The 23,168-nt window shown below is 61.7% G+C and carries 19 protein-coding genes; 5 read left to right on the top strand and 14 right to left on the bottom strand.

The features are described from left to right. Both hbdH and PGR6_RS11140 read left to right on the top strand, forming a co-directional pair. Positions 1 to 774 (top strand): 3-hydroxybutyrate dehydrogenase, encoded by a 774-nt coding sequence (gene hbdH / locus PGR6_RS11145; protein ID WP_018927665.1) that lies wholly within the window; start codon positions 1 to 3, stop codon positions 772 to 774. A gap of 194 nt (positions 775 to 968) precedes the next feature. Then, positions 969 to 2,924, top strand: coding sequence for an acetoacetate--CoA ligase (locus PGR6_RS11140; protein ID WP_064617095.1), 1,956 nt, complete (start codon positions 969 to 971; stop codon positions 2,922 to 2,924). Between the two features lie 60 nt (positions 2,925 to 2,984). Here the strand turns inward: PGR6_RS11140 and PGR6_RS11135 are convergent, their stop codons facing one another. Continuing rightward, a complete protein-coding gene (locus PGR6_RS11135) occupies positions 2,985 to 4,094 on the bottom strand; it encodes a PilT/PilU family type 4a pilus ATPase (protein ID WP_018927663.1) in 1,110 nt (369 codons plus the stop codon). A 119-nt stretch (positions 4,095 to 4,213) separates the two neighbouring features. On the opposite strand from PGR6_RS11135, the gene PGR6_RS11130 reads away from it, so the two are divergent. Together PGR6_RS11130 and PGR6_RS11125 are read left to right on the top strand one after the other, a co-directional pair. Next, entirely contained in the window at positions 4,214 to 6,751 is a 2,538-nt protein-coding gene (locus PGR6_RS11130) for a PAS domain-containing hybrid sensor histidine kinase/response regulator (protein ID WP_064617094.1), read from the top strand. A 66-nt stretch (positions 6,752 to 6,817) separates the two neighbouring features. Further along, the gene (locus PGR6_RS11125) at positions 6,818 to 7,093 is read left to right on the top strand and encodes a peptidylprolyl isomerase (protein ID WP_007933743.1); all 276 of its coding nucleotides are present in this window, start codon (positions 6,818 to 6,820) and stop codon (positions 7,091 to 7,093) included. 71 nt (positions 7,094 to 7,164) lie between these two features. Here PGR6_RS11125 and PGR6_RS11120 read toward each other — a convergent pair whose 3' ends face one another. From PGR6_RS11120 to PGR6_RS11085, 8 genes are all read right to left on the bottom strand, one after another. Then, entirely contained in the window at positions 7,165 to 8,100 is a 936-nt protein-coding gene (locus PGR6_RS11120; protein WP_064617093.1) for a sugar kinase, read from the bottom strand. Positions 8,101 to 8,113: 13 nt separating this feature from the next. Beyond that, entirely contained in the window at positions 8,114 to 9,331 is a 1,218-nt protein-coding gene (locus PGR6_RS11115; RefSeq protein WP_064617092.1) for an amino acid deaminase, read from the bottom strand. Between the two features lie 37 nt (positions 9,332 to 9,368). After that, on the bottom strand, positions 9,369 to 10,133 hold the full coding sequence (locus PGR6_RS11110) for an IclR family transcriptional regulator (protein ID WP_064617091.1): 765 nt from the start codon (positions 10,131 to 10,133) through the stop codon (positions 9,369 to 9,371). 124 nt (positions 10,134 to 10,257) lie between these two features. Next, a complete protein-coding gene (locus PGR6_RS11105; RefSeq protein ID WP_018927658.1) occupies positions 10,258 to 10,647 on the bottom strand; it encodes a RidA family protein in 390 nt (129 codons plus the stop codon). Positions 10,648 to 10,677: 30 nt separating this feature from the next. Then, positions 10,678 to 11,469: an amino acid ABC transporter ATP-binding protein gene (locus PGR6_RS11100; protein ID WP_018927657.1), complete on the bottom strand. Its 792-nt coding sequence runs from the start codon at positions 11,467 to 11,469 to the stop codon at positions 10,678 to 10,680. Beyond that, the gene (locus PGR6_RS11095) at positions 11,466 to 12,128 is read right to left on the bottom strand and encodes an amino acid ABC transporter permease (protein ID WP_018927656.1); all 663 of its coding nucleotides are present in this window, start codon (positions 12,126 to 12,128) and stop codon (positions 11,466 to 11,468) included. Before PGR6_RS11095 ends, PGR6_RS11100 begins: the two co-directional genes overlap by 4 nt. 8 nt (positions 12,129 to 12,136) lie before the next feature. Beyond that, positions 12,137 to 12,799, bottom strand: a complete 663-nt coding sequence (locus PGR6_RS11090) for an amino acid ABC transporter permease (RefSeq protein ID WP_018927655.1) — start codon at positions 12,797 to 12,799, stop codon at positions 12,137 to 12,139. A 52-nt stretch (positions 12,800 to 12,851) separates the two neighbouring features. Beyond that, a complete protein-coding gene (locus PGR6_RS11085; protein ID WP_018927654.1) occupies positions 12,852 to 13,700 on the bottom strand; it encodes a transporter substrate-binding domain-containing protein in 849 nt (282 codons plus the stop codon). A gap of 340 nt (positions 13,701 to 14,040) precedes the next feature. Between PGR6_RS11085 and PGR6_RS11080 the strand changes: the two genes are divergently transcribed. After that, positions 14,041 to 14,496, top strand: a complete 456-nt coding sequence (locus tag PGR6_RS11080) for a thioredoxin family protein (protein ID WP_064617090.1) — start codon at positions 14,041 to 14,043, stop codon at positions 14,494 to 14,496. A 63-nt stretch (positions 14,497 to 14,559) separates the two neighbouring features. Here the strand turns inward: PGR6_RS11080 and PGR6_RS11075 are convergent, their stop codons facing one another. The 5 genes from PGR6_RS11075 to cobW form a co-directional block, all read right to left on the bottom strand. Next, positions 14,560 to 16,206 (bottom strand): phospholipase D-like domain-containing protein, encoded by a 1,647-nt coding sequence (locus PGR6_RS11075; RefSeq protein ID WP_018927652.1) that lies wholly within the window; start codon positions 16,204 to 16,206, stop codon positions 14,560 to 14,562. Positions 16,207 to 16,288: 82 nt separating this feature from the next. Continuing rightward, entirely contained in the window at positions 16,289 to 16,828 is a 540-nt protein-coding gene (locus PGR6_RS11070; protein ID WP_064617089.1) for a vWA domain-containing protein, read from the bottom strand. A 119-nt stretch (positions 16,829 to 16,947) separates the two neighbouring features. After that, positions 16,948 to 17,955: an ATP-binding protein gene (locus tag PGR6_RS11065; protein ID WP_064617088.1), complete on the bottom strand. Its 1,008-nt coding sequence runs from the start codon at positions 17,953 to 17,955 to the stop codon at positions 16,948 to 16,950. Positions 17,956 to 18,139: 184 nt separating this feature from the next. Continuing rightward, on the bottom strand, positions 18,140 to 22,048 hold the full coding sequence (gene cobN / locus PGR6_RS11060) for a cobaltochelatase subunit CobN (protein WP_064617087.1): 3,909 nt from the start codon (positions 22,046 to 22,048) through the stop codon (positions 18,140 to 18,142). Positions 22,049 to 22,051: 3 nt separating this feature from the next. Continuing rightward, positions 22,052 to 23,119 carry a cobalamin biosynthesis protein CobW gene (gene cobW / locus PGR6_RS11055; protein WP_026286539.1) on the bottom strand — a complete coding sequence of 356 codons (1,068 nt, stop codon included), beginning with the start codon at positions 23,117 to 23,119 and terminating at the stop codon, positions 22,052 to 22,054. Positions 23,120 to 23,168 lie beyond the last annotated feature (49 nt).

Raw genomic sequence — 23,168 nt, 5'->3', positions numbered from 1 at the left:
ATGACGACTCTTTCGGGCAAGACCGCACTGGTCACCGGTTCCACCAGCGGCATCGGTCTGGGGATCGCCCTGAGCCTGGCCAAGGCTGGCGCCAACCTGATCCTCAACGGTTTCGGCGATGCGTCGACGGTGATCGCTGAGGTCGAGCAATTCGGTGGCAAGGTCGGCCATCACCCGGCCGACGTCAGCGACCCGGCGCAGATCGCCGATATGATCGAGTACGCCGAGCGTGAGTTCGGCGGCGTGGATATCCTGGTCAACAACGCCGGCATCCAGCACGTGGCGGCGGTGGAAGATTTTCCGGTGGAGCGCTGGGACTCGATTATTGCGATCAACCTGTCGTCGGTGTTCCACAGCACCCGCTTGAGCCTGCCGGGCATGCGTACCAAGGGCTGGGGACGCATCATCAACATCGCTTCGGTGCACGGCCAGGTCGGTTCGGTGGGTAAAGCGGCGTATGTCGCGGCCAAGCATGGCGTGATCGGCCTGACCAAAGTGGTCGGCCTGGAAACCGCCACCACCAACGTTACCTGCAACGCCATTTGCCCAGGCTGGGTGCTGACGCCGCTGGTGCAGAAGCAGATTGATGATCGCGCCGCGACCGGGATCGACCCGCAGCAGGCGCAACACGATTTGCTGGCCGAGAAACAGCCCTCCCTGGAATTCGTGACGCCGCCGCAGCTGGGTGAGTTGGTGCTGTTTTTATGCAGCGAAGCCGGTAGCCAGGTGCGTGGCGCAGCGTGGAATATAGATGGTGGGTGGTTGGCGCAGTAGCCTGCCGCCGGACCCTGTGGCGAGGGAGTTCTGTGGCGAGGGGGCTTGCCCCCGTTCGGCTGCGAAGCAGTCGCCAGCGACTGACCGTGCATCGAAAGTGCGGCGTCTATCCGGGGGCCGCTTTGCGACCCAACGGGGGCAAGCCCCCTCGCCACAGTAGACTGTGTGTAGACATAAGAAAAAGAGGCCAAGCCATGTCCGACATCCTCTGGCAACCCGGCACCGAGCGCATCGGCAAGAGCCGCATGGAGGCCTTCCGGCGTTTCGTCAATCAGCGACACACCCTTGGGATCGCCGACTACCCTGCCCTGCACCAATGGAGCATCGACCAGCGTGAAGCCTTCTGGCAGGCCATCGTCGATTTCTTTGACATCCGTTTTCACGATCAGCCAGACGCGGTGCTGATCGAAGGCGCGCAAATGCCCAGCGCCCAGTGGTTCCCCGGCGCTACCTTGAACTTCGCCGAACACCTGCTGCGCCGTCGTGACGATGCCGTGGCCGTGGTCGCCATTGGTGAAAACGGCCAACGGGAACAGCTGACCTGGGCCGAACTGGCAAGCCACGTCGCCGGTTTTCAAAATAGCCTGAAAGCCGCCGGTGTCGGCCTCGGCGACCGCGTGGCAGCGTGTATGCCGAACACCTGGCAGACCCTGGTGGCCATGCTCGCCACCACCAGCCTGGGTGCAATCTGGTCCTGTTCTTCACCGGACTTCGGCACCCACGGGGTGATCGATCGCTTCGGCCAGATCGAACCGAAAGTGCTGATCACCTGCGCCGGTTACCGCTACGCCGGCAAAGAGATCGACCAGACCACCAAGGTCAATGAAATCCTCGGACAGTTGCCGTCCTTGCAGCAATTGATTGTTGTGCCTTATGCGCGTCCTCAAGCGCGCATCGAGGATTTCCGCTGCCAGGCCAACGTGACGCTGTGGGACGATTTTTACGACCCGGGCGGCGAGCCGCAATTCGTTCCCGTGCCTTTCGCCCATCCGCTGTACATCCTCTACTCCAGCGGCACCACCGGCGTACCGAAGTGCATTGTGCACGGCACCGGCGGCGTGCTGCTGCAACACGTCAAGGAACATGGCCTGCACACCGACCTCGGTGCCGGTGACCGTTTGTTCTACTACACCACCTGCGGCTGGATGATGTGGAATTGGCTGGTCTCGGCGCTGGCCGTCGGCAGCGCCGTGGTGCTGTATGACGGCTCGCCGTTTCATCCAGGGCCGGAGCGCTTGATCGACCTGATCGACGACGAACGCCTCAATGTCTTCGGCACCAGCCCGAAATTCCTCACAGCGCTGGAAAGCAATGGCTTGAAGCCGTGCGAAAGTCATGACCTGAGCAGCCTGAGAACCATCCTGTCCACCGGCTCGGCGCTGTCGCCGCAAAGCTTCGATTACGTCTACCGCGCGTTCAAGTCCGACCTGTGCCTGTCTTCGATGTCCGGTGGTACCGATATCGTTTCGTGCTTTGTGATTGGCAACCCGGTCCTGCCGGTGCGCCGTGGTGAGATGCAATGCAAGAGCCTGGGCATGGCGGTCGAAGTGTGGAACGACGATGGCAAGCCTGTGATCGGTGAAAAAGGCGAACTGGTGTGCACCCGGCATTTCCCGGCCATGCCCATCGGCTTGTGGAACGACCCGCAACAGGAAAAGCTGCGCGCTTCGTATTTCAGCCTGTTCCCCGGCGTCTGGGCCCAGGGCGATTACGCCGAACAACTGCCCCATGGCGGCATGCTGATCCACGGCCGCTCCGACGCGGTGCTCAACCCCGGCGGCGTACGCATCGGCACGGCGGAAATCTACCGTCAGGTGGAGAAAGTCCCGCAGGTGCTGGACAGCGTCGCCATCGGTCAGCAATGGCAGGATGACGTGCGAGTGGTGCTGTTCGTGCGCTTGCGCGAAGGCGTCGAGCTGGACGAAGCGCTGCAACAACAGATCCGCCAGGTCATCCGCGCCAACACCACGCCACGGCATGTGCCGGCGAAGATTGTCGCGGTGACGGACATTCCGCGGACCATCAGCGGCAAGGTGGTCGAGTTGGCGGTGCGCAACGTGGTGCATGGCCAGAAGGTGAAGAACACCGATGCACTGGCCAACCCCGAAGCCCTGGAGCAATTTCGAAACCGCCCCGAACTGAACGACTGACGCCGTAGATCTACTGTGGGAGCAAACCCGCTCCCGCATTTTTGAACAGCGTCGGCCCCTTCAGTCCATCAACCCCCATTCACCCGGCGGCGTATGGGGGCCGGGTGTGGCCTCGGCGTGCATTTTCAGGCGCAAACGCAGATTGTTCACCGAATCAGCATGTTTCAACGCCTCTGCCTCATCGATTGCGCCCTCGGCAAACAGCGCGAACAGCGCCCCGTCAAACGTCTGCATCCCCACCTCTGAAGACTTCTCCATGATCCCCTTGAGTTCGCCAAACTCATTGCGCCGGATCAGGTCACCGATGGTTGGTGTGCCCAGCATCACCTCCACCGCCGCCCGGCGCTGCCCGTCGCGGGTACGCACCAGACGCTGGGACACAAACGCTTTGAGGTTGTTGCCCAGGTCGTTGAGCAACTGCCCCCGACGCTCTTCGGGAAAGAAATTGATCACCCGATCCAGCGCCTGATTGGCGTTGTGCGCATGCAACGTGGAAATTACCAGATGACCGGTATCGGCAAACGCCAGCGCATGTTCCATAGTCTCGCGGTCACGGATTTCGCCGATCAACACCACGTCCGGTGCCTGGCGCAACGTGTTTTTCAGCGCAGCGTGGAAACTGCGGGTATCGACGCCGACCTCGCGCTGATTGACGATCGACTTCTTGTGCCGATGGATAAACTCGACCGGGTCTTCGATAGTGATGATATGGCCACTGCTATGGCGGTTGCGGTAATCGATCAGCGCCGCCAGCGAGGTCGACTTGCCCGAGCCGGTCGAACCGACGAACAGCATCAGCCCTTGTTTGAGCATCACGGTTTCGAGCAGCACCGGTGGCAAGTTAAGGTCTTCGAAGCGTGGAATGTCGAGCTTGATGTTGCGCGCCACGATGGACACATCATTGCGCTGCTTGAAGATATTGAGCCGGAAACGCCCGACCCCGGGCAGGGAAAGTGCCAGGTTCATTTCCAGGTCCCGATCGAACTCCTGGCGCTGTTCGGCGTCCATGATGGACGCGGCAATGGCCGCCACTTCTCCCGGCTTGAACGGTTGATCGGTCAGGGCTTTGAGCACACCGTCAAATTTCGCGCTGGGTGGCGCGCCCGTGGACAGGTAAAGATCGGAGCCATGGCGGCTGGCCAGAATCTGCAACAGTGCATCGATTTCCATGGCAAAAAGCACCCGCGAAGCATTCAATGAAAAAAATGACCCCATGCGGGTCATCCAGCGTCTACCGCCTTGCAAGGATAGTAGACGCCGCCACACTGACTCATGCGCAGGACATGTAGATGAACGCACCACCGACCGCCAGCGATGCCCAGGCCTTGATTGCCCGACTGGACTGGACAAACAACCCGCTGGGCGCCGCCGAAAACTGGCCGCAGAGCCTGCGCACCGCGGTGGACATCGTGATCCACTCGCCAATGCCGATGCTATTGCTGTGGGGCCCGCAGCTCACCCAGATCTACAACGACGGCTTCGCCTTCCTCGCCGGCAGCAAACACCCTCACGCTTTCGGACAACCGACGCACCAGATCTGGCCGGAACTCAAAGACTTTACCGACCCGATTTACAGCGCCGTCCTACAGGGTCAGGTGCGGACCTACAGCGAACAGCGCTTCACCTTGCAACGCGACGGTCGGGATTCTGACTTCTGGCTGGATTTGACCTACAGCCCCATTCGCAACGAAAGCGCCGAGGTTGCCGGGATTCTGGTCACGGCCATCGAAACCAACGAACGTCGCCGCATCGCCCTCGAACTGGAACAACGCTCTGCCGCCAGCCTCAAGGCCCAGCAAGACACCGAGCAGCGCCTGCAACTGGCACTGGCCGCCACCGATGCCGTCGGCACCTGGGACTGGGACATTGGCGAAGACCGTTTCATCGCCGATGCGCACTTCGCGCAATTGCATGGCGTCGATCCGGCCATGGCCAGCCAGTTGCCAATCAGCGAATACCTCCACGGCGTGCACCCGGAAGACCGCGCCATGATCGCCCGCAGCATCAAGCACTGCATCACCCATGGCAGCGAGTACGCCGAGGAATATCGCTTGCTGCAAGCCGATGGCCAGTTGCGCTGGGTGTTTGCCCGGGGTCGTTGCTACAAGGACCACCATGGCCGGCCGATCCGCTTTCTCGGCGCCGCGCTGGACCTGACCGAACGCAAACACATCGAACAGGCCTTGCGCCAAAGCCAGACCGAGCTGCAACTGATCATCAACGCGATGCCGATCCTGATCAGTTATGTGGACCGCGAAGAGCGCTTTCGCCTGAACAATGCCGCCTATCTGGAATGGTATGGCCTCACGCCCCAAGAGCTTTACGGCCGCACCATTCGTGAAGTGCTTGGCGATGAAGCCTATGCCCTGCGCGCCGAATACATCGCCGAGGCGCTGAAAGGCAAGACCTGTTGTTTCAGCATCAGCGCCGATCACCGCGATGGCAGCACCCGCCAGGCCCTGATGAACTACCTGCCACGCCACGGCGCAGACGGCGCGGTGAATGGTTTCTACATCTTCGTGATCGACGAGACCGAGCGCAAACAGACTGAAGAGGCGCTGCGCAACCTCAACGAAACCCTGGAAGAACGCGTGAGCGCTCGCACCCAACAACTGGCCGAAGCCAACCAGCGACTGCAGAACGAGATGTTCGAGCGTGAGCGTGCCGAAGACGCCTTGCGCCATGCGCAGAAAATGGAAGCGGTCGGCCAGCTCACCGGCGGCATCGCCCATGACTTCAACAACATGCTCACCGGGATCATCGGCAGCCTCGATTTGATGCAGCGCTACATCGCCGATGGGCGCGCGGCCGAGATCGGTCGCTTCACCGAAGCGGCGGTGTCCTCGGCCCATCGCGCCGCCGCCCTGACCCATCGGTTGCTGGCATTCTCAAGGCGTCAGTCACTGGATCGCAGGCCACTGGACGCCAACCAGCTGGTGCATTCCCTGGAAGACTTGCTCAGCCGGACCAAGGGCGATCACATCGAGCTCAAACTGAAGCTGGCCGATGAGGTCTGGCCGGTCAGTACCGATGTCAGCCAACTGGAAAACGCCTTGCTCAACCTCGTGATCAACGCCCGGGATGCGATGCCCGATGGCGGCGAGTTGTTGATCGAAACCGCCAATGTTCACCTCGACGGCAGCGACGTCACTCCGCTGGAGCCAGTCAGGGCCGGGGATTACCTGATGATTGCCGTCAGCGACAACGGTGCCGGCATGACCCCATCAGTACTGGCCAAGGCCTTCGATCCGTTCTTCACCACCAAACCCATCGGCCAGGGCACCGGCCTTGGGTTGTCAATGATCTATGGTTTCGCCCAGCAGTCGGGCGGGCACGTCAGCCTGCACAGCCGGCCTGGCCAGGGCACCAGCGTTCGCCTGTATTTGCCACGGTTGCACGTCGCCCTGCCGGAACACGCGCAGCTGCCGGTCACCGGCGAAGCACCGCCAGCGGTTGCCGGTGAAACCGTGGTGTTGGTGGAAGACGATCCGGCGGTGCGCATGCTGGTGCTCGACCTGCTCAAAGAGTTGGGTTATCACGCCCATGAAGCCGAAGATGCGCAGAGCGCCCTGCCCTTGCTGGAGTCCGACCTGCGGGTCGATCTGCTGGTAACCGACGTCGGGCTGCCGGGCATGAACGGTCGGCAACTGGCGGAAATCGCTCGTCAGCACCGCCCGGAGCTCAAAGTGCTGTTCATTACCGGTTATGCCGAGAAAGCCGCCGAACGCCAGGGCTTCCTGGAGGAAGGCATGGACATGGTGGCCAAACCCTTTTCCATGGACCTGTTGGCCAACAAGATTCGCACGATGATCGGCCAAGCCGGCTGAGTTAAGGCATAATCGCGCGCCCCACGCTGGCACCAACATAGCCACCACCGTTGCAAGGTACGCCCAATGAAAGCCCAAGCCCGCCATATTCTGGTGAAAACCTCGGAAGAAGCCGAGCAGCTCAAACAACGCATCGCCAAGGGTGAAGCCTTCGATGTGCTGGCCAAGAAATACTCCACCTGCCCGTCCGGCAAACGCGGCGGGGATCTTGGCGAAGTACGGCCCGGGCAGATGGTCGGGGCAATCGATGCGGTGATCTTCAAAAAACCGCTGCGGGTGGTGCATGGGCCGATCAAGAGCAAGTTCGGGTATCACTTGGTGCAGGTGTTTTACCGGGACTGATCGGTTGGCTCGATGTACAGGGTGAGGCTCCCTCGTCACAAAAAATCACAGCATCCCCCAAAGATTGCATTTCAATCTTTGGGGATCAGTGCCCCCGGCACTTGAATCACCCGACTCGCCAAGCGATGCCCCGCTTCAGCAGCCTCGACCGGGCTCCCACCCTTGAGGCGGCAAGCCAGATACGCCGCGCTGAACGAATCCCCCGCCGCCGTGGTGTCCACCACCCGTTCGACCACTTGCGCCGGCACTTCGAACGACTCGCCGTCACAGCGAATCAGACACGCCTCGGCACCGCGCTTGAGCACCACTTCGGGAGTGCCCATCTGCTCATAAGCGGCAAACACCGCCGCGCAATCGGAAAAGTGGAACAGCGCCTGCTCGTCATCAACCGTCAGCAACGCCAAGTCGACATAGGGCAACACTTCGCGATAAGCCGCTCGTGCGTCCTCGACCGAAGCCCACAGGCGTGGTCGATAATTGTTGTCGAACACGATCTGCGCATCCCGCTGTCGGGCTTCGATCAGGGTGTCCAGCAGTTTCTCCCGGCCCTGCTCACCGAGCACCGCCAGGGTGATGCCGCTGAAATACAGCACGTCGTAATCCGGCAGCGCTGCCAGGATCGGCGCGGCCGCCGGGGTGGTAAAGCAATCGCGCACGGCCGCTTCATTGCGCCAGTAGAGAAAACGCCGCTCGCCAGCCGCGTCGGTCTGGATGCAATACAGACCGGGCAAGCGACCGGGCAAACGCTGGACCATGCCCAGGCCGATGTGTTCGCTGGCCCAGCTCTGGCACATCGCATCGCTGAAACTGTCATCACCCAGGGCAGTGACGTAATCCACCGTGCCGCCATCGCCCAGTTCACGGGCCAGATAGACCGCGGTGTTCAGGGTATCGCCGCCGAAGCTCTGTTGCAGAGAGCCGTCGGCGCGCTGCTGCAGTTCGATCATGCACTCGCCGATCAGGGCGATGCGCGGGATGTTGGGGCCCAGAGGGCTGATGTTGTTCATGTTGTGGGGGCTCTTAGAAACAGGTTTCCATGGTCTCGATAACATTCAGCTGCTCATCCACCAGACACCCGATACGCCACTTGTCGAACGTCAAACACGGGTGCGAAGTCCCGAACGAAATGATATCGCCCACCCGCAACTCAACTCCCGGCGCCACGGTCATGAACGCGTGCTGGTCCATCACCGCCGTCACCTTGCAGGCACTTACATCATCGCCGGTCGCCGGCACCACGCCGGCCTTGTAACGCAGCAACGGCACCGGCAAACCGGCGTCGTAGGCCACGTCGCGCTTGCCCAGGGCGATCACCGCAAAACCCGGTTCGGGCAACGACTGCACATGCGCCCAGACTTCCAGCGCCGGGCGCAAACCTTCGTGCAGGTCGCTGCGACGGTCGAGCACGCAACATTGCGCTTCTTTGTAGATGCCATGGTCGTGGGCCACGTAACTGCCGGGGCGCAGCACGCTGAGGAAACGCCCGCCGGCATTCTGCGCTTCGAACGACTCGGCGATCAGGTCGTACCACGCCGACCCCGACGCGGTGATGATCGGCTTGGCAATCGCGAACGCGCCACTGTCCTGCAACTGCACCGCCAGACGCACCAGGGAGGCGGCGAACTCGCGGATGCCGCTCACCGCATGATCACCGTGAATCACCCCTTCGTAGCCCTCGATGCCGGTCAGCGCCAACGCCGGTTGAGCGTTGATAGCCTTGGCCAGTGCCAGCACTTCGGCTTCGGTGCGGCAACCGCAACGACCGCCGACCACGCCGTACTCGATCATCACGTTCAGGCGCACGCCCCGCGAGGCGAAAAACGCGCCGAGGTCGGCGACGTTATCCGGGTGATCGACCATGCAATAGAAATCGAAAGTCGGGTCTGTCAGCAGGTCGGCGATCAGTGCCATGTTCGGCGTGCCGACCAGTTGATTGGCCATCAGCACCCGGCGCACACCATGGGCGTAAGCCGCGCGGGTTTGCGTGGCGCTGGCCAGGGTGATGCCCCAGGCACCGGCGTCCAGTTGGCGACGAAACAGCGCCGGGGTCATGCTGGTTTTACCGTGAGGTGCCAGTTCCGCGCCGCTGTGGCTGACGAAGTCCTGCATCCAGCGAATGTTGTGTTCCAGCGCGTCGCGGTGCAGCACCAGCGCCGGCAGACTGACGTCCCGCACCAGGTTGGCGCCGGTCTGGGCGGCGCCCTTTTCCACGGCGGCGGTATTGATGGCAGTAGACATGGTCGATCTCCTCACACACGGCCGCAGGCAGCCGCTGTTATTCGTTGATACGCCGGGCGAGGCTGTTGGCGCTGTCGATCAGCACCCGGCGATAGTCGTTGTAATTGTTCTTCGCATCGGCCCGTGGGGCGACGATGCACAGGGTCGCGATGGCCACGCCGCTCGGGTCTTTGACCGGGGCGGCGAAGCAATGGGTAAAGGTGTCGGCGACGCTGTCGAAGGAAAAGAATCCGTCGATGGCGGCCTGGCGGATCTCCCGGAGAAACTGTTCCAGCGGCAGGCGTTCGCCGTCGGGCAGGATGAAGTCGTCGGGGTCGATCAAATCGACGATCTGCTGATCGCTCAGGTGCGCCAGCAGCAGGCGCCCGGAAGCGGTCCAGGGGATCGGCGCGTTTTCGCCGATGTCCGAGGAAATGCGGAAATGCCGCTCCCCCTCTTTCATCAATGCCACGGTGTATTTGCGTCCGTTGAGCAGGCACATCTGCGCGGTTTCGCGGGTCTGGCTGACGATTTCCTGCAAGGCGTGATCGGCCTCGCGGGACAGGTCGAAATGACGCAAATGCGCCTGTCCGAGGAAGTACAGCTGACGACCGAGGTAAACGTGACCTTCCTTGCCCACGGGTTCGAGGATGCGCCGCTCCAATAAGGACGCAACCAGTTCGTAGACCGTGGATTTCGGGCTGCCGATGCCGCTGGCGATTTCGTTCGGGCGCAGGGGCTGGCCGATTTCCTTGAGGAAATCGAGGATGTCGAACGCCCGGTCCAGACCGCGAGCCCGGCGCTTGATGGTGTCTTCGGTCATTTCAGTGGTCCCATTCAAAGTGCCGGGAGTTTACCCAGAAGGCCGCCTTCGCGGGCAAGCCTCGCTCCTACAGGATTTCGCCGTTTGTAGGAGCGAGGCTTGCCCGCGAAGAATTCACTGCGGTTCAGGCCTTTTTCTTGTACGCGATGCAATCAATCTCGACCTTGCAATCGACCATCATGTTCGCCTGCACGCAGGCCCGGGCCGGGGCGTGTTCGCTTTTGAAGTACTCGGAAAACACCTTGTTGAAACTCCAGAAGTCCCGCGGGTCTTCCAGCCACACGCCCGTGCGCACCACGTCTTCAAGCCCGTAACCGGCCTCTTCCAGAATCGCGATCAGGTTTTTCATGGTTTGGTGAGTCTGCTCGACAATCCCGCCCACGATGATTTCACCATCCACCGCCGGCACTTGGCCGGACACGTGCAGCCAGCCATCGGCTTCGACGGCGCGGGCAAAAGGACGGGGCTGGCCGCCACCGGCGGTGCTGCCGGTGCCGTAACGAGTAATGCTCATGGGTGTTTCTCCTGATTAAAAAGTGAAGGCTTAAAAGCGGGTGCTCTTGAGAAATTCCGCCAGTCGCGGCGACTGCGGGCGCTCGAACAGTTCCTTGGGCGGCCCCTGCTCTTCGATCCGCCCCTGATTCATGAACACGATCTTGTCCGAGACCTCGAAGGCAAAACGCATTTCGTGGGTCACCAGCAACATGGTCATGCCATCCTCGGCCAGGCCCTTGATCACGTTCAGCACTTCGCCCACCAGTTCCGGATCGAGGGCCGAGGTGACTTCATCGAACAGCATCAAACTCGGGTTCATCGCAATCGCCCGGGCAATCGCCACGCGCTGTTGCTGACCACCGGACAACTGACCGGGGTAATGATCGCGGCGCTCCAGCAGGCCGACCCGCTCCAGCCATTTTTCCGCCAGCGCTACCGCCTCGTCCTTGTGCAACTTTTTCACCTTGAGCAAACCGAGGGTGACGTTCTGCAACGCGGTGAGGTGCGGGAACAGATTGAATTGCTGGAAAGCCATGCCGGTCATGGCGCGATGGCGGGCGATGACTTTTTCCGGGTGGCGCACGCGCTTGCCGTTGACCTCGTCATAGCCGATGGATTCACCGTCGAGCAGAATCTGCCCGCCCTGGAACTCTTCGAGCATGTTCACGCAGCGCAGCAGCGTGGTCTTGCCCGAGCCGCTGGAGCCGATCAGCGTGACCACATTGCCGCGCTGCATGGTCAGGTCGACGCCCTTGAGCACTTCGAGCGGGCCGTATTGTTTGTGCAGGCCGCGGATGTCCAGCAGCGCCTGATTCTGGGTCGAAACTTGAGCTTGTGTCATGGCAAGGCCACCCGCTTTTCAATGTGCCGGCCGAGTAATTCGATGGCGTAGTTGATGACGAAAAACAGCAATCCGGCGAACAGGTAAAACTCCAGGGTCATGAAGGTCCGGGCGATGATCTGTTGAGTACTGAGCAGCAGCTCGGCGACGCCGATCACCGACAACAAGGTCGACGCCTTGACGATCTCGGTGGACGAGTTGACCCAGGTCGGCAAGATCTGCCGCAACGCCTGGGGCAACAACACATAACCCAGTGCCTGGTAAAACGTCAGGCCGATGGCCTTGCTCGCTTCCATCTGACCGCTGGGCAGCGCTTGCAACGCACCGCGCACGATCTCGGCGACATGGGAACCGCAAAACAGCGTCAGGCCCAAAGTGCCTGCCCCGAAGGCGCTGATTTGCCAGCCCAGTGCCGGCGCCATGTAGAAGCAGGCCAGTACCAATACAAACACCGGCGTGCCGCGAATGATGTCGACGTAGAACCGGAACGGCGCGCGCATCCAAAACGTGCCGTAGGTGAGTACCAGGCCGGCGACGATGCCGACCAGCGTACCCAGCAAAATCGCCAGGCCCGAGCACTGCACACTGGTCAGAAAGCCCTGCCACAGGACATCCCGGGCCACCCATAACTCATGCAACCAGCTGGGGGATTCGTACATGGGGCCTCCTATCGGCGAATCGCCAGACGCTGCTCGAGGTAACGCAGCATCATGGCAATGAGGTAACAGGCCGCAACATAGAGCGCTGTGGTCACCAGCCAGGTTTCGATCACCCGGTAGCTCTCGACATTGATCTTGCGCGCGTAATAGGTCAGCTCCGGCACGGCAATCGCCGCCGCCAGCGAGGTGTCCTTGAACAGCGAAATGAAGTTGTTCGACAGCGCCGGCAGCACATTGCGCAGCATCACCGGCACGGTGATGTACGCCTTGACCTGCCACTCGCCCAAGCCAATCGCCAACCCGGCTTCACGTAGTCCCTTGGGAATGCTCAACAGCCCGCCACGAAACACTTCAGTCAGGTACGCCCCGGCATACAGCGACAGGGTGATGATGAACGAGGGGATCTTGTCCAGGCGAATACCTAGGCTCGGCAACGCGAAGTAGATCAACAGAATCAACACCAGAATCGGCGTATTACGGATCACCGTCACATACACCGACGCCAGCCCCCGCAATGCGCGGTGCTTCGACAGCAAAGCAAACGCCATCAGCAGGCCGATCACGCAGCCGATGGCGATCGACACCAGCGCCAGCTCAAGACCCAGACCGAGCCCCGCCAGCAAGGTGTCGAAGTCGCGCCACACGGCGGCAAAATTCAACTGATAGTTCATGGTCAACAGTACCTTGAGCGGGGCGATTTATCACCGCCCCGCTCTCACGGGATCATTTGAATTCGACTGGGAAACCGATTGCAGGTGTAGGCAGGTCGACACCGAACCACTGCTTGAACGACGCCGCGTAAGTCGGGAATTCAACGCCAGTCATGCCTTCATGCAGCACGGTGTTGACGAAGTTCAGCCAGTCCTGGTCGCCGCGTTTGACCGCACAGGCGTAGGTCTGCGGGCTCCAGGCGTAGGTCGGGCTGCGATAACGGCCTGGGTTCTGCACCATCAGGTATTTCACCGACGACTGATCGGTGGCCGCCGCGTCGGCACGGCCGGAGTTCACCGCCTGATACATCAGATCCACGCTGTCGTACTGATCGACCTTGGCCTTGGGCAGCGCCTGATGCACCAGTTCTTCGGCGTACACGTTCTGCAGCACCGCCACGGTCACGCCGTCGGCGGCGGCCCTGAGGTCTTCGATTTCCTTGTACTTGCTGTTGGCCGGCAGCAACAGGCCAACACCTTCACGGTAGTACGGCAGCGTGAACGCGACCTGTTGGGCCCGGCTGGCGGTCACGGTGATGAACTGGCAACTCATATCGACCTTGTCGGTCAGCAGGTTCGGAATCCGCGCATCGGACGACTGCACCACGAACTCGACCTTGCTCGGGTCGTTGAACAACCCCTTGGCCACCATCCGCGCGATATCGATATCAAAACCCTGCAACTTGCCGTCGGCTCCCTGGAAGTGCCACGGCGCGTTGGTACTGCCCGTACCCACGATCAATTTCCCACGGGCCAGCACGCTGTCGAGCTTGCTGTCTGCCGCTTGAGCGACACCCACGGCAGCGGCCGAAGCCGCGAGTACGAAAACACACGCTTTAAACAAGGAAAGTCGACGATGCATGGCAAGCACTCCAGGGCTGTGTTTATTCCGCTATACCGGAACATGGTATGTAACAACGGAATAGACAGCAGAAAGTGTGCCACAGGTTGTGGCCGGAATCTCGGAGGATTTGAAAAGTGTTTTGAATCAAATGGATGCGCACAGGCGCGAAGAAAGTGTTACGAAAAGACAGCTGGCTGAACGCTACCGTTGGCTACAGGCTGTGTGTGGTTGAGTCACATTGCGGTGCATTGCAGGTCAAAAAGAAGCAGAGCACACCTGTAATTTCTGACAGTAGACCCACCCGCTCGCCTCCTTTAACGTCAAAGGGCCTTCGATAGTCTTTGAAAAGGAGATTTCAATGAGTTCGATGTCCACCCAGTCATTGGATCCGGCCTACCGCAAAGCGCTCAACACTTGGCGCCCGGTGATTCTGTATTTCGGCAACGACCACTGTCCCGCCTGCGAAGGGGCCGGACCGGTTTTCCGGGCCATTGCCGAGAAGTACAAAGATCATGCGTGCATCTATATGCTGGATACGAGCAAGTCCCCTCGGCATCCGGAAGTCAAAGGCACACCCACTTTGCTGTTCTACGAGGAGGGGAAGCTGCTGACGAAGCTCAAGGGCATAGGCACCCCGGAAACCCTGGAAGAACATTTCAAAAAGCACATCGGCAAGCTCAGGCCCAAACAGATTGCCCACAAACCCCGCCACGACTTGCCGTGGTTGCAGAGAACCCTCAGCACTTTATGCACTGCGCCTCGGGCACGGGAGCGGTTGAATGCACGTTTGATGAGTAATGCAATGGGCAAATAACTGACCTGTAGCAGCAGCCTTGCGCTGCTCGGCAGCTGCTACAAAAAGTGCCCGCCGGTGTGTTTATCGTCCGGAAAAACGCAGCCGCGACAACATCCGCAGGTCGCCCTCGCGGTAATAGTCATCGGTCCAGCTGTCATCCGCCGCCAACGGCCGGACCTGCTTGAGTTGCAGTTTCTTTGCGAAGTAGCGGAACCGGTAATGTTCGTAGAAGCGCAGCAGTTCCAGCCCGTAACGATCGGCCAGGTCGGTGTCGCCACGGATGATCAGGTAGTTTTCGTCATTGCCGTTGCTGGCCGCGTCACTGAGGTTGTGGCTGCCGCTGATGATGGTCGGTGAGTCGCTGGTGAAATCGACGACGATGGCTTTGGTGTGCACCAGCAGGTTGCCCTTCTGGCCTTTCATGTTTTCCTTGAGCCAGCCTTCAAGGCCGGTGTTGAGCAGCGCGGTGGCGGCGAATTCGGCGGTGCGGTCGGCATGGAAACCGGTGATGTTGCTGACCGTGTTTTGCAGGCCGTAACGCAAGATGTCGTCGTGGGGTTGGCCGAGCAGCGCGTTGAGTATTTTGTCCGGCAAGGTGAATGCGGTGACAAACAGCAGGTCTTTTTTGGCGGCGTTGATGATCTTGATGAACTCACTCAAGTCGCCCTCGCCCGAGCGCGGTGAAAAACCGGCGAACAGCGGCTGGTCAGGCTGCATCGGATTGTGTTCCGTGAGCCAGTCCCGCGTGGCGCCGACGTCCGTCGGTGTGGCCCAGACCTGCTCGAAGGTTTGCAGGTAAGTGGCGCCGATCCGAGCGTCGTCCAGCACATGCACGACGTTGGCCTGACGGTAGACGCCGTTGGCAGTGAAGTTGGTACTGCCGCAGAGTACCGCTTCGGGCTGATGCTGCCCCGCGGCATCGAGCCGGCTCAGGACCATGAACTTGTCGTGAAAGATATTGTGGGTGACCCGCCCGCGTTTGTTCGCCGCCGGGATTTTTTCCAGGCTGGCTTCGTTCAGCGCCGTGGTGTCTTCGCCAGGTTGGGCGTGGTACAGGACCCGAACCTTTACGCCACGCTCGAAGGCGGCGTTCACCGCATCGACGATCGCCTGCAACTGGTATTCATAGATCGCGATGTCCAGCGCCCACTGGCCATCCACGGCACGCTCGATAAACCCGAGCAAGCGTGCGAGCAGACCATTTTCCAGCCATTGGCGCGGCGCATCGGGCCACTCTTCGATGGGCAGTGTCTTGTTGACGCTGAGTAGCGCATCGAGGTCGGCGAATTTGCGCTGGAACGCCTGACTGGCAGCCACTGCCCGGTTGAATATCACGTTCTGCCCCTTGGGCAGGCCATCGTCCGTGGTGACCGTCACTTCCAGGCTTTCACCCAACTGTGGCGCATCGGCAGTGCCATAAGCCAGGTGAACCCGATAATGGATCGTCACACCCGGATTGACCGCGTAATCGGCCCAGCGAAATTTCTGCAAAGGCGCGGCATCGCTGGGGGTGGCGTGAAACTGAGGGAACGTATGATCCTTGCCGGGGAAGGTCAGGCTGTTGAACAGAAACAACCAGGGTTTGTCACCTTGCTGTTTTTCGATGGCAAACCCCAACAGGCCTTTGCGGCGGGGTTCGGCCAGGTCGATGGCCAGCAGCACACCGTTGGTGCCAGCGTAGGCTTTGACGCGGAAATCGTCCTGATCGTTGCGGGCTAGAACGCGCATGGGTCACTCCTGTGATGGGTTTGCTTACAGAGCATAGGGCAGCGATGCGATGGGGCCAGCACTGTCAGCACAAAATTCAACCTTAAATCAGCTCATCGATATGCCGATAATCAATCTGTAACTGAGCTGCCAACACCTTTGCCCGCCCGAGCCGAATCGGACCGCGCTCGATGTCGATCAGCAACCCCGGACAATCCAGCTCCGGCAATGTCGACCAGTCCTTCAACCGTCCATCTGTCACTAGCAGCAGCCGCTGCTGTTCGGCCGGAAAACGCTTTTGCCGGACCGCCAGCCAGCGCCCCGCCTCGCCAAGCGCCGCCAGCATCGGCGTCCCGCCGCCGGCGCCCAATCCCTCAAGCCAATCGCGTAAGCCCGCAGAAGCTTTCAACCCCTGCACCTGCCACTTCGGCAAGTGACCGCTGGCGGTCAGCAAAGCCAGGCGTGCGCGCTGGCGATAGGCATCGTCGAACAGTTGCGCCAGCAAGCCCTTGGCATCGCTCAACGCCTGATGGCGCCGGGTCGAAGCCGAGGCATCGACGATCACCAGCCACAGTTCATGCGGGGTGCGGGTCCGCAGATGGAACAATAGGTCATCGCGTTGACGCGGTCGGCCATTGAGCAAGGTGCCGGGCCAGTTGACCGATCCGCTACGGGCGGCGTGACGCTTGCCCTGTTTACCGTGATCCAGCCGGCCTGCGCGGGGTCTGGCATTCGCCCCCGCGTCTGATCGAGGGCGAATGCCTAGGGCTTTTTTGGCCAGCTCGGCACTTCACGTCGAGCACCGACCGGCAGCGCCTGGGCGGGCATTTCGCCCCACTGGCCCTGACCTTCGTTCGGGTTGGTGGTTTGCGCAGGGGATTGCTGTGGCGCTTGGGAGTTTTGCGGCGCAGAGGTCGAATGCTCCCGACGACGATGACGCAAGGCAAATTCGGCGACCGCGTCGATATCCTCTTCGGCAATGGCGTTCGCACCGCGCCACGCCGCATGTGCCCGCGCCGCGCGCAGCCAGACCAGGTCGGCCCGCAAGCCATCGACGCCGGCAGCAAAGCAGCGCTCGGTGATCTGCGCCAGTGCGGCATCGTCGAGCGGGATACTCGCCAGGGCCGCACGCGCCTTCTGGCAACGCTCGCGCAGGGCGTGTTGCTGACTTTCCCACTCGGCGCAGAACCCTTGCGGATCGCTGTCGAAATCCAGTCGACGACGGATGATCTGGCCGCGCTCGGCGGGTGCGGTATGGCCACTGAGGGCGACGTTCAGGCCAAAGCGGTCGAGCAGTTGCGGGCGCAGTTCGCCCTCTTCCGGGTTCATGGTGCCGATCAGCACAAACTTCGCCGAATGCCGATGGGAAATCCCGTCGCGCTCGATCAGGTTGGTGCCGCTGGCGGCCACGTCGAGCAGCAGGTCCACGAGGTGATCGGGCAGCAAGTTCACTTCATCGACGTAGAGCACGCCGCCGTCGGCCTTGGCCAATACACCCGGAGAAAACTGTGCGCGCCCTTCGCTCAAGGCCGCGTCGAGATCGAGGGTGCCGACCAGCCGTTCTTCGGTGGCGCCCAGGGGCAAGGTAACGAATTGACCGCTGGCCAGCAGGTCCGCCAGGCCTCGGGCCAGGGTCGACTTGGCCATGCCGCGCGGGCCTTCGATCAGCACGCCTCCGATTTTCGGGTCGATGGCGGTCAGGTACAGGGCGAGCTTCAAGTCATCGGCGCCGACCACGGCGGAGAGCGGGAAATGGGGGGTGTCGGTCATGTTCAAATCTCGGTCATGGTCGGTGATTACTCTGTGGCGAGGGAGCTTGCTCCCGCTCGGCTGCGTAGCAGTCGTAAAACCTGAAAATGCGGTGTGCCTGACAGAGCCTGGTTTTTTGTTTTGGGGCTGCTGCGCAGCCCAACGGGAGCAAGCTCCCTCGCCACAAATTTCCTTTGCTCACCGGCTAACTGTCTTCTTCTATGTCCAGCAACAAATTCTCCAGCGCCTCGCGGTATTCACCCGGCTCCTGCCACATCCCCCGTTGCTGCGCTTCGAGCAGGCGCTCGGTCATGTCGCGCAAGGCGTGGGGATTGTGTTCGCGAACAAACTCCCGGGTCGCCGGATCAAGCAAATAGGCGTCCGCCAGCAACGCATACTGGTGATCGTCGATCAACTGCGTGGTGGCGTCGAACGCAAACAGGTTATCGACCGTCGCCGCCAGTTCGAACGCGCCTTTATAGCCATGACGCTTGATCCCGTCGATCCATTTCGGATTGGCCGCCCGGGAACGGATCACCCGGTTCAGCTCTTCCTTCAATGTGCGGATCTTCGGCAAGTCCGGCTGACTGTGGTCGCCGTGATAACTCGCCGCCGCTGCGCCGCCGAGGCTTTCGACGGCCGCCAGCATGCCGCCCTGGAACTGGTAATAGTCGTTGGAATCGAGCAAGTCGTGCTCGCGGTTGTCCTGATTTTGCAGCACGGCCTGCACCTGGCTCAGACGCTGGGCGAACTGCTCGCGTGCGGCGGTGCCTTCATCGGAGCCGCCGTAAGCGTAGCCGCCCCAGTTCAGGTAAACCTCGGCCAGGTCTTCGCGGCTCTGCCACAAACGACCGTCGATGGCACCTTGCACGCCGGCACCGTAAGCACCCGGTTTGGCCCCGAAGATCCGCCAGCCGGCCTGTCGCCTGGCCGCTTCTTCATCCAGACCGGACGTCAGCAGCGCTTCGCGCTCGGCACGAACCTTGGCTGCCAACGGGTTGAGATCGTCCGGTTCATCCAGCGCGGCGACCGCTTGCACGGCGGCGTCGAACAGCCGGATCAGGTTGGCAAAGGCATCGCGGAAGAATCCGGAGACGCGCAAGGTCACGTCCACCCGCGGCCGGTCCAGCAGGCTCAACGGCAGAATCTCGAAGTCGTCGACCCGCTGACTGCCCGTCGCCCACACCGGCCGCACACCCATCAAGGCCATGGCCTGGGCAATGTCATCGCCGCCGGTGCGCATGGTCGCGGTGCCCCAGACCGACAGGCCGAGCTGACGCAAGTGATCGCCGTGATCCTGCAAGTGCCGCTCAAGAATCAGGTTCGCGGATTGAAAACCGATGCGCCACGCCGTGGTGGTCGGCAGGTTGCGCACGTCCACCGAATAGAAATTGCGCCCGGTGGGCAACACGTCCAGCCGTCCACGGCTGGGCGCACCACTCGGCCCGGCCGGGACGAATCGCCCGCTGAGGGCGTCCAGCAGGCCGCGCATTTCCGCCGGGCCGCAGGCGTCCAGGCGCGGGGCGACGACCTCGCGCAAACTGTCGATGATCGCGCTCACGTCGGACCAATCTGCCTCCTGTGGGAGCGGGTCTAGGTGGTGAGGGGCCTTGTGGCGAGGGGGCTTGCCCCCGTTGGACTGCGCAGCAGTCCCGTTTTTTGGGGCCGCTTCGCGACCCAACGGGGGCAAGCCCCCTCGCCACAAAGGTTCGCTCCCACACGGGCCAGGCTCGGCATTCAACGTCCGCGAGATTAGTTGCGCGGCGAACAGTTCCAGACGCTCACGGGTATCCCCCGCCGTGCGCCACAGCTCATCACTGACCGCCTGCAAGGCATCCGGCCGAGGACCGTTCCAAGGATCAGCCAACACGCAATCCAGTGGATCGAAGCCCAATTCGAACGCCTTGGCCAGCGCCCGCAGCACGCTCGATTGCGCGCCACGACCGTCACCGCGAGGAATGCGCAGCAAAGCCAATAAAGTGTCGATGCGCAATCGCCCGGTCGGCGACTCGCCAAACACGTGCAGGCCATCGCGGATCTGCGATTCCTTCAAGTCACACAGGTAAGTGTCCAGGCGCGGCAACCAGATCGCCGCGTCGGCATCGCTGTCGAGCTTCTCGTCCAGCTGCAGTTCGCGATCAATGTGCGTGTCGCGCACCAGTTGCAGAATGTCGCGTTGCAGTTCCCGGGCGCGGCGCGGATCGAGCAACTGCGCTTCGTAATATTCGTCAGCCAACAACTCAAGGTTGCGCAGCGGGCCGTAGGTTTCGGCGCGGGTCAGCGGTGGCATCAGGTGATCGATGATCACCGCTTGCGTGCGGCGCTTGGCTTGGGCACCCTCGCCCGGGTCGTTGACGATGAACGGATAGATGTTCGGCAGCGGTCCGAGCAGCGCGTCGGGCCAGCAGTTTTCAGATAACCCGACGCCCTTGCCCGGCAGCCATTCGAGGTTACCGTGCTTGCCGACATGGATCACGCCGTGGGCGCCGTAGGTGTTGCGCAACCAGAAGTAGAACGCCAGATAACCGTGGGGCGGCACCAGGTCCGGGTCGTGATAGACCGCGCTCGGGTCAACCTGATAACCCCGCGCCGGTTGAATGCCGACGAAGGTCAGGCCGAAGCGCAACCCGGCAATCATCATTCGCCCGCCACGGAACATCGGATCGCTTTCGGGCGTGCCCCAACGTTGCAGCACCGCCTCGCGATTGGCTTCGGGCAGTGCGTTGAACATCAAAAAGTAATCATCCAGCGCCAGGCTTTGCTGGCACGGACGTTGATCGATAGTGTCCAGATCATTGCTGACACCACCGAGCAGTTGCTGGATCAGCGCGGTGCCGCTGTCCGGCAGCTCGGCCGGCAACGGATAACCTTCGGCGTACAGGGCACGCAGGATGTTCAGCGCCGCGGCCGGGGTGTCGAGACCGACGCCATTACCGATGCGTCCATCGCGAGTCGGGTAGTTGGCGAGGATCAGGGCGATGCGTTTTTCGCTGTTGGGCAGCCGCGCCAGATCGATCCAGCGCCGCGCCAGTTCAGCGACAAAATCCATGCGTTCCGGTTGTGGTCGATAGCAAACCACATCGGACTGACTGCGCTCGCTGCGCCACGCCAGATCCTTGAAGCTGATCGGCCGACTGATGATTCGCCCGTCCAGCTCCGGCAGCGCGATGTGCATCGCCAAGTCACGGGGACCGAGGCCTTGCTCGCTGGCACGCCAACCGGGCTCGTTGTCCTGGGCGCAGATCGCCTGAATCACCGGGATGTTGCGACGAAACGGCCGCAGATGCGGCGCTTCAGGGCTGGACTGGGCGAAACCGGTGGTGTTCAGAATCACCCCCGCCTCAACTTCATCCAGCCAGTCCTCGACCACCGCCAGGCAGCCTGGCTCTTTCAGACTGGCCAGCGCAATCGGCAACGGGTTGAGCCCTGCCGCCTGCAAACGCTGGCAGAAAATATCGATGAAACCGGTGTTCGCCGCCTGCAAGTGCGAGCGGTAAAACAGCACCGCCGCCACCGGCTGATCGGCCTGCCAATCGGCTTGCCAATCCTGAAGGTGCGCGGGGCTTTTTTGCGGGTGGTAGATCGCGGTGCGTGGCAGGGTTTGCGGCTCGGAGCATGGATAATCACGACCCAGCCAACGACTGGCAAGGCAGCGAAACAGGTCGAGCGCATTGGCCATGCCGCCCTGACGCAGGAAGTGCCAGAGCCGGTCGCGGTCTTCGGGGGCCACGGTGCTCAGATCGCTGAGTTCCGGGTCCGGGCGATCGTCACCCGGCACCAGAATCAACTGCACACCGCGCTGGGACAATTCCACCAGACGCTCGATGCCGTAACGCCAATAGGCGATGCCGCCGTGCAGCGAGATCAGAATCACCTTGGCGTGGCGCAGCACTTCGTCGACATAAAGATCGACCGAGGCGTGATTCTGCACCTGCATCGGGTTGGCCAGGCGCAGGCTCGGGTAATCGTCGGGCAGCTGCTGCGCCGCCTCGGCGAGCAACGCCAGACTGGAATCGCCGCTGCACAGGATCACCAGCTCGGCGGGGGTTTGTCCAAGGTCGGCAATGTTGTCATCCGACACGAAACCGCCGGGCTGGGTCCTGAGCAGGTGCATGGATTAAACGCTGAGCGCAGCGCGCAATTGCGCTTCGAGTTGAACGGCGTCCAGCGCCTGACCGATCAACACCAGACGGGTGGTGCGCGCTTCCTCGGCGCCCCACTGACGGTCAAAGTGCTTGTCGAAACGCGTGCCCACGCCCTGAATCAGCAGGCGCATCGGCTTGTTCGGCACCGCCGCGAAACCCTTGACCCGCAGAATACCGTGCTGCACCACCAGTTGCGTCAGCGCGTCCATCAGCAGGCTTTCGTCGGCTTGTGGCAGCTCGATCGAGATGGAGTCGAACGCGTCATGGTCGTGATCGTGGTCGTCTTCACCTTCATGGTGATGATCGTGATGGCTGTGACGGCTGTCGATGTGTTCTTCGGAACCGGCACCGAGGCCGATCAGCACGTCCAGTGGCAAGCGACCGCTGCTGGCTTCGATGACTTTCACCGCCGGTGGCAGCTCTTCGGCGACTTCCAGGCGCACGCGGGCCAGGTCTGCGGCGCTGATCAGGTCGGCCTTGTTGAGAATCACCAGGTCGGCGCTGGCCAGTTGGTCGGCGAACAGTTCGTGCAGCGGCGATTCGTGGTCCAGGTTCGGGTCGAGTTTGCGCTGGGCGTCCACTTGATCCGGGAATGCAGCGAAAGTGCCGGCAGCGACGGCCGGGCTGTCGACCACGGTGATCACCGCGTCAACGGTGCAGGCGCTGCGGATTTCCGGCCACTGGAAGGCTTGAACCAAAGGCTTTGGCAGGGCCAGGCCCGAGGTTTCGATGAGGATGTGGTCGAGGTCGCCGCGGCGAGCAACCAACTCGCGCATCACCGGGAAGAATTCCTCCTGAACGGTGCAGCACAGGCAGCCGTTGGCCAATTCGTAGACGCGGCCGCTGGCCTCTTCTTCGGTGCAGCCGATTGAGCACTGCTTGAGGATCTCGCCGTCGATGCCCAGCTCGCCGAACTCGTTGACGATCACCGCGATGCGACGGCCCTGGGCGTTGTCGAGCATGTGCCGCAGCAAGGTGGTTTTGCCCGAACCGAGGAAGCCGGTAACGATGGTGACGGGGAGTTTGGCCAGTGTTTTCATCGGATGCCCTTTGGCAAGGTGGCGGGCATACGGGACGACAACCGGCAAC

Origin of the sequence: Pseudomonas sp. GR 6-02 (assembly GCF_001655615.1) — a bacterium.
Lineage (GTDB): Bacteria > Pseudomonadota > Gammaproteobacteria > Pseudomonadales > Pseudomonadaceae > Aquipseudomonas.
This window is presented reverse-complemented; position numbering and strand designations above follow the sequence as displayed.

Coding starts and splice junctions, on each gene's coding strand:
- hbdH (WP_018927665.1), top strand. CDS start 1: ATGACGACTCTTTCGGGCAAGACCGCACTGGTCACCGGTTCCACCAGC.
- PGR6_RS11140 (WP_064617095.1), top strand. CDS start 969: ATGTCCGACATCCTCTGGCAACCCGGCACCGAGCGCATCGGCAAGAGC.
- PGR6_RS11135 (WP_018927663.1), bottom strand. CDS start 4,094: ATGGAAATCGATGCACTGTTGCAGATTCTGGCCAGCCGCCATGGCTCC.
- PGR6_RS11130 (WP_064617094.1), top strand. CDS start 4,214: ATGAACGCACCACCGACCGCCAGCGATGCCCAGGCCTTGATTGCCCGA.
- PGR6_RS11125 (WP_007933743.1), top strand. CDS start 6,818: ATGAAAGCCCAAGCCCGCCATATTCTGGTGAAAACCTCGGAAGAAGCC.
- PGR6_RS11120 (WP_064617093.1), bottom strand. CDS start 8,100: ATGAACAACATCAGCCCTCTGGGCCCCAACATCCCGCGCATCGCCCTG.
- PGR6_RS11115 (WP_064617092.1), bottom strand. CDS start 9,331: ATGTCTACTGCCATCAATACCGCCGCCGTGGAAAAGGGCGCCGCCCAG.
- PGR6_RS11110 (WP_064617091.1), bottom strand. CDS start 10,133: ATGACCGAAGACACCATCAAGCGCCGGGCTCGCGGTCTGGACCGGGCG.
- PGR6_RS11105 (WP_018927658.1), bottom strand. CDS start 10,647: ATGAGCATTACTCGTTACGGCACCGGCAGCACCGCCGGTGGCGGCCAG.
- PGR6_RS11100 (WP_018927657.1), bottom strand. CDS start 11,469: ATGACACAAGCTCAAGTTTCGACCCAGAATCAGGCGCTGCTGGACATC.
- PGR6_RS11095 (WP_018927656.1), bottom strand. CDS start 12,128: ATGTACGAATCCCCCAGCTGGTTGCATGAGTTATGGGTGGCCCGGGAT.
- PGR6_RS11090 (WP_018927655.1), bottom strand. CDS start 12,799: ATGAACTATCAGTTGAATTTTGCCGCCGTGTGGCGCGACTTCGACACC.
- PGR6_RS11085 (WP_018927654.1), bottom strand. CDS start 13,700: ATGCATCGTCGACTTTCCTTGTTTAAAGCGTGTGTTTTCGTACTCGCG.
- PGR6_RS11080 (WP_064617090.1), top strand. CDS start 14,041: ATGAGTTCGATGTCCACCCAGTCATTGGATCCGGCCTACCGCAAAGCG.
- PGR6_RS11075 (WP_018927652.1), bottom strand. CDS start 16,206: ATGCGCGTTCTAGCCCGCAACGATCAGGACGATTTCCGCGTCAAAGCC.
- PGR6_RS11065 (WP_064617088.1), bottom strand. CDS start 17,955: ATGACCGACACCCCCCATTTCCCGCTCTCCGCCGTGGTCGGCGCCGAT.
- cobN (WP_064617087.1), bottom strand. CDS start 22,048: ATGCACCTGCTCAGGACCCAGCCCGGCGGTTTCGTGTCGGATGACAAC.
- cobW (WP_026286539.1), bottom strand. CDS start 23,119: ATGAAAACACTGGCCAAACTCCCCGTCACCATCGTTACCGGCTTCCTC.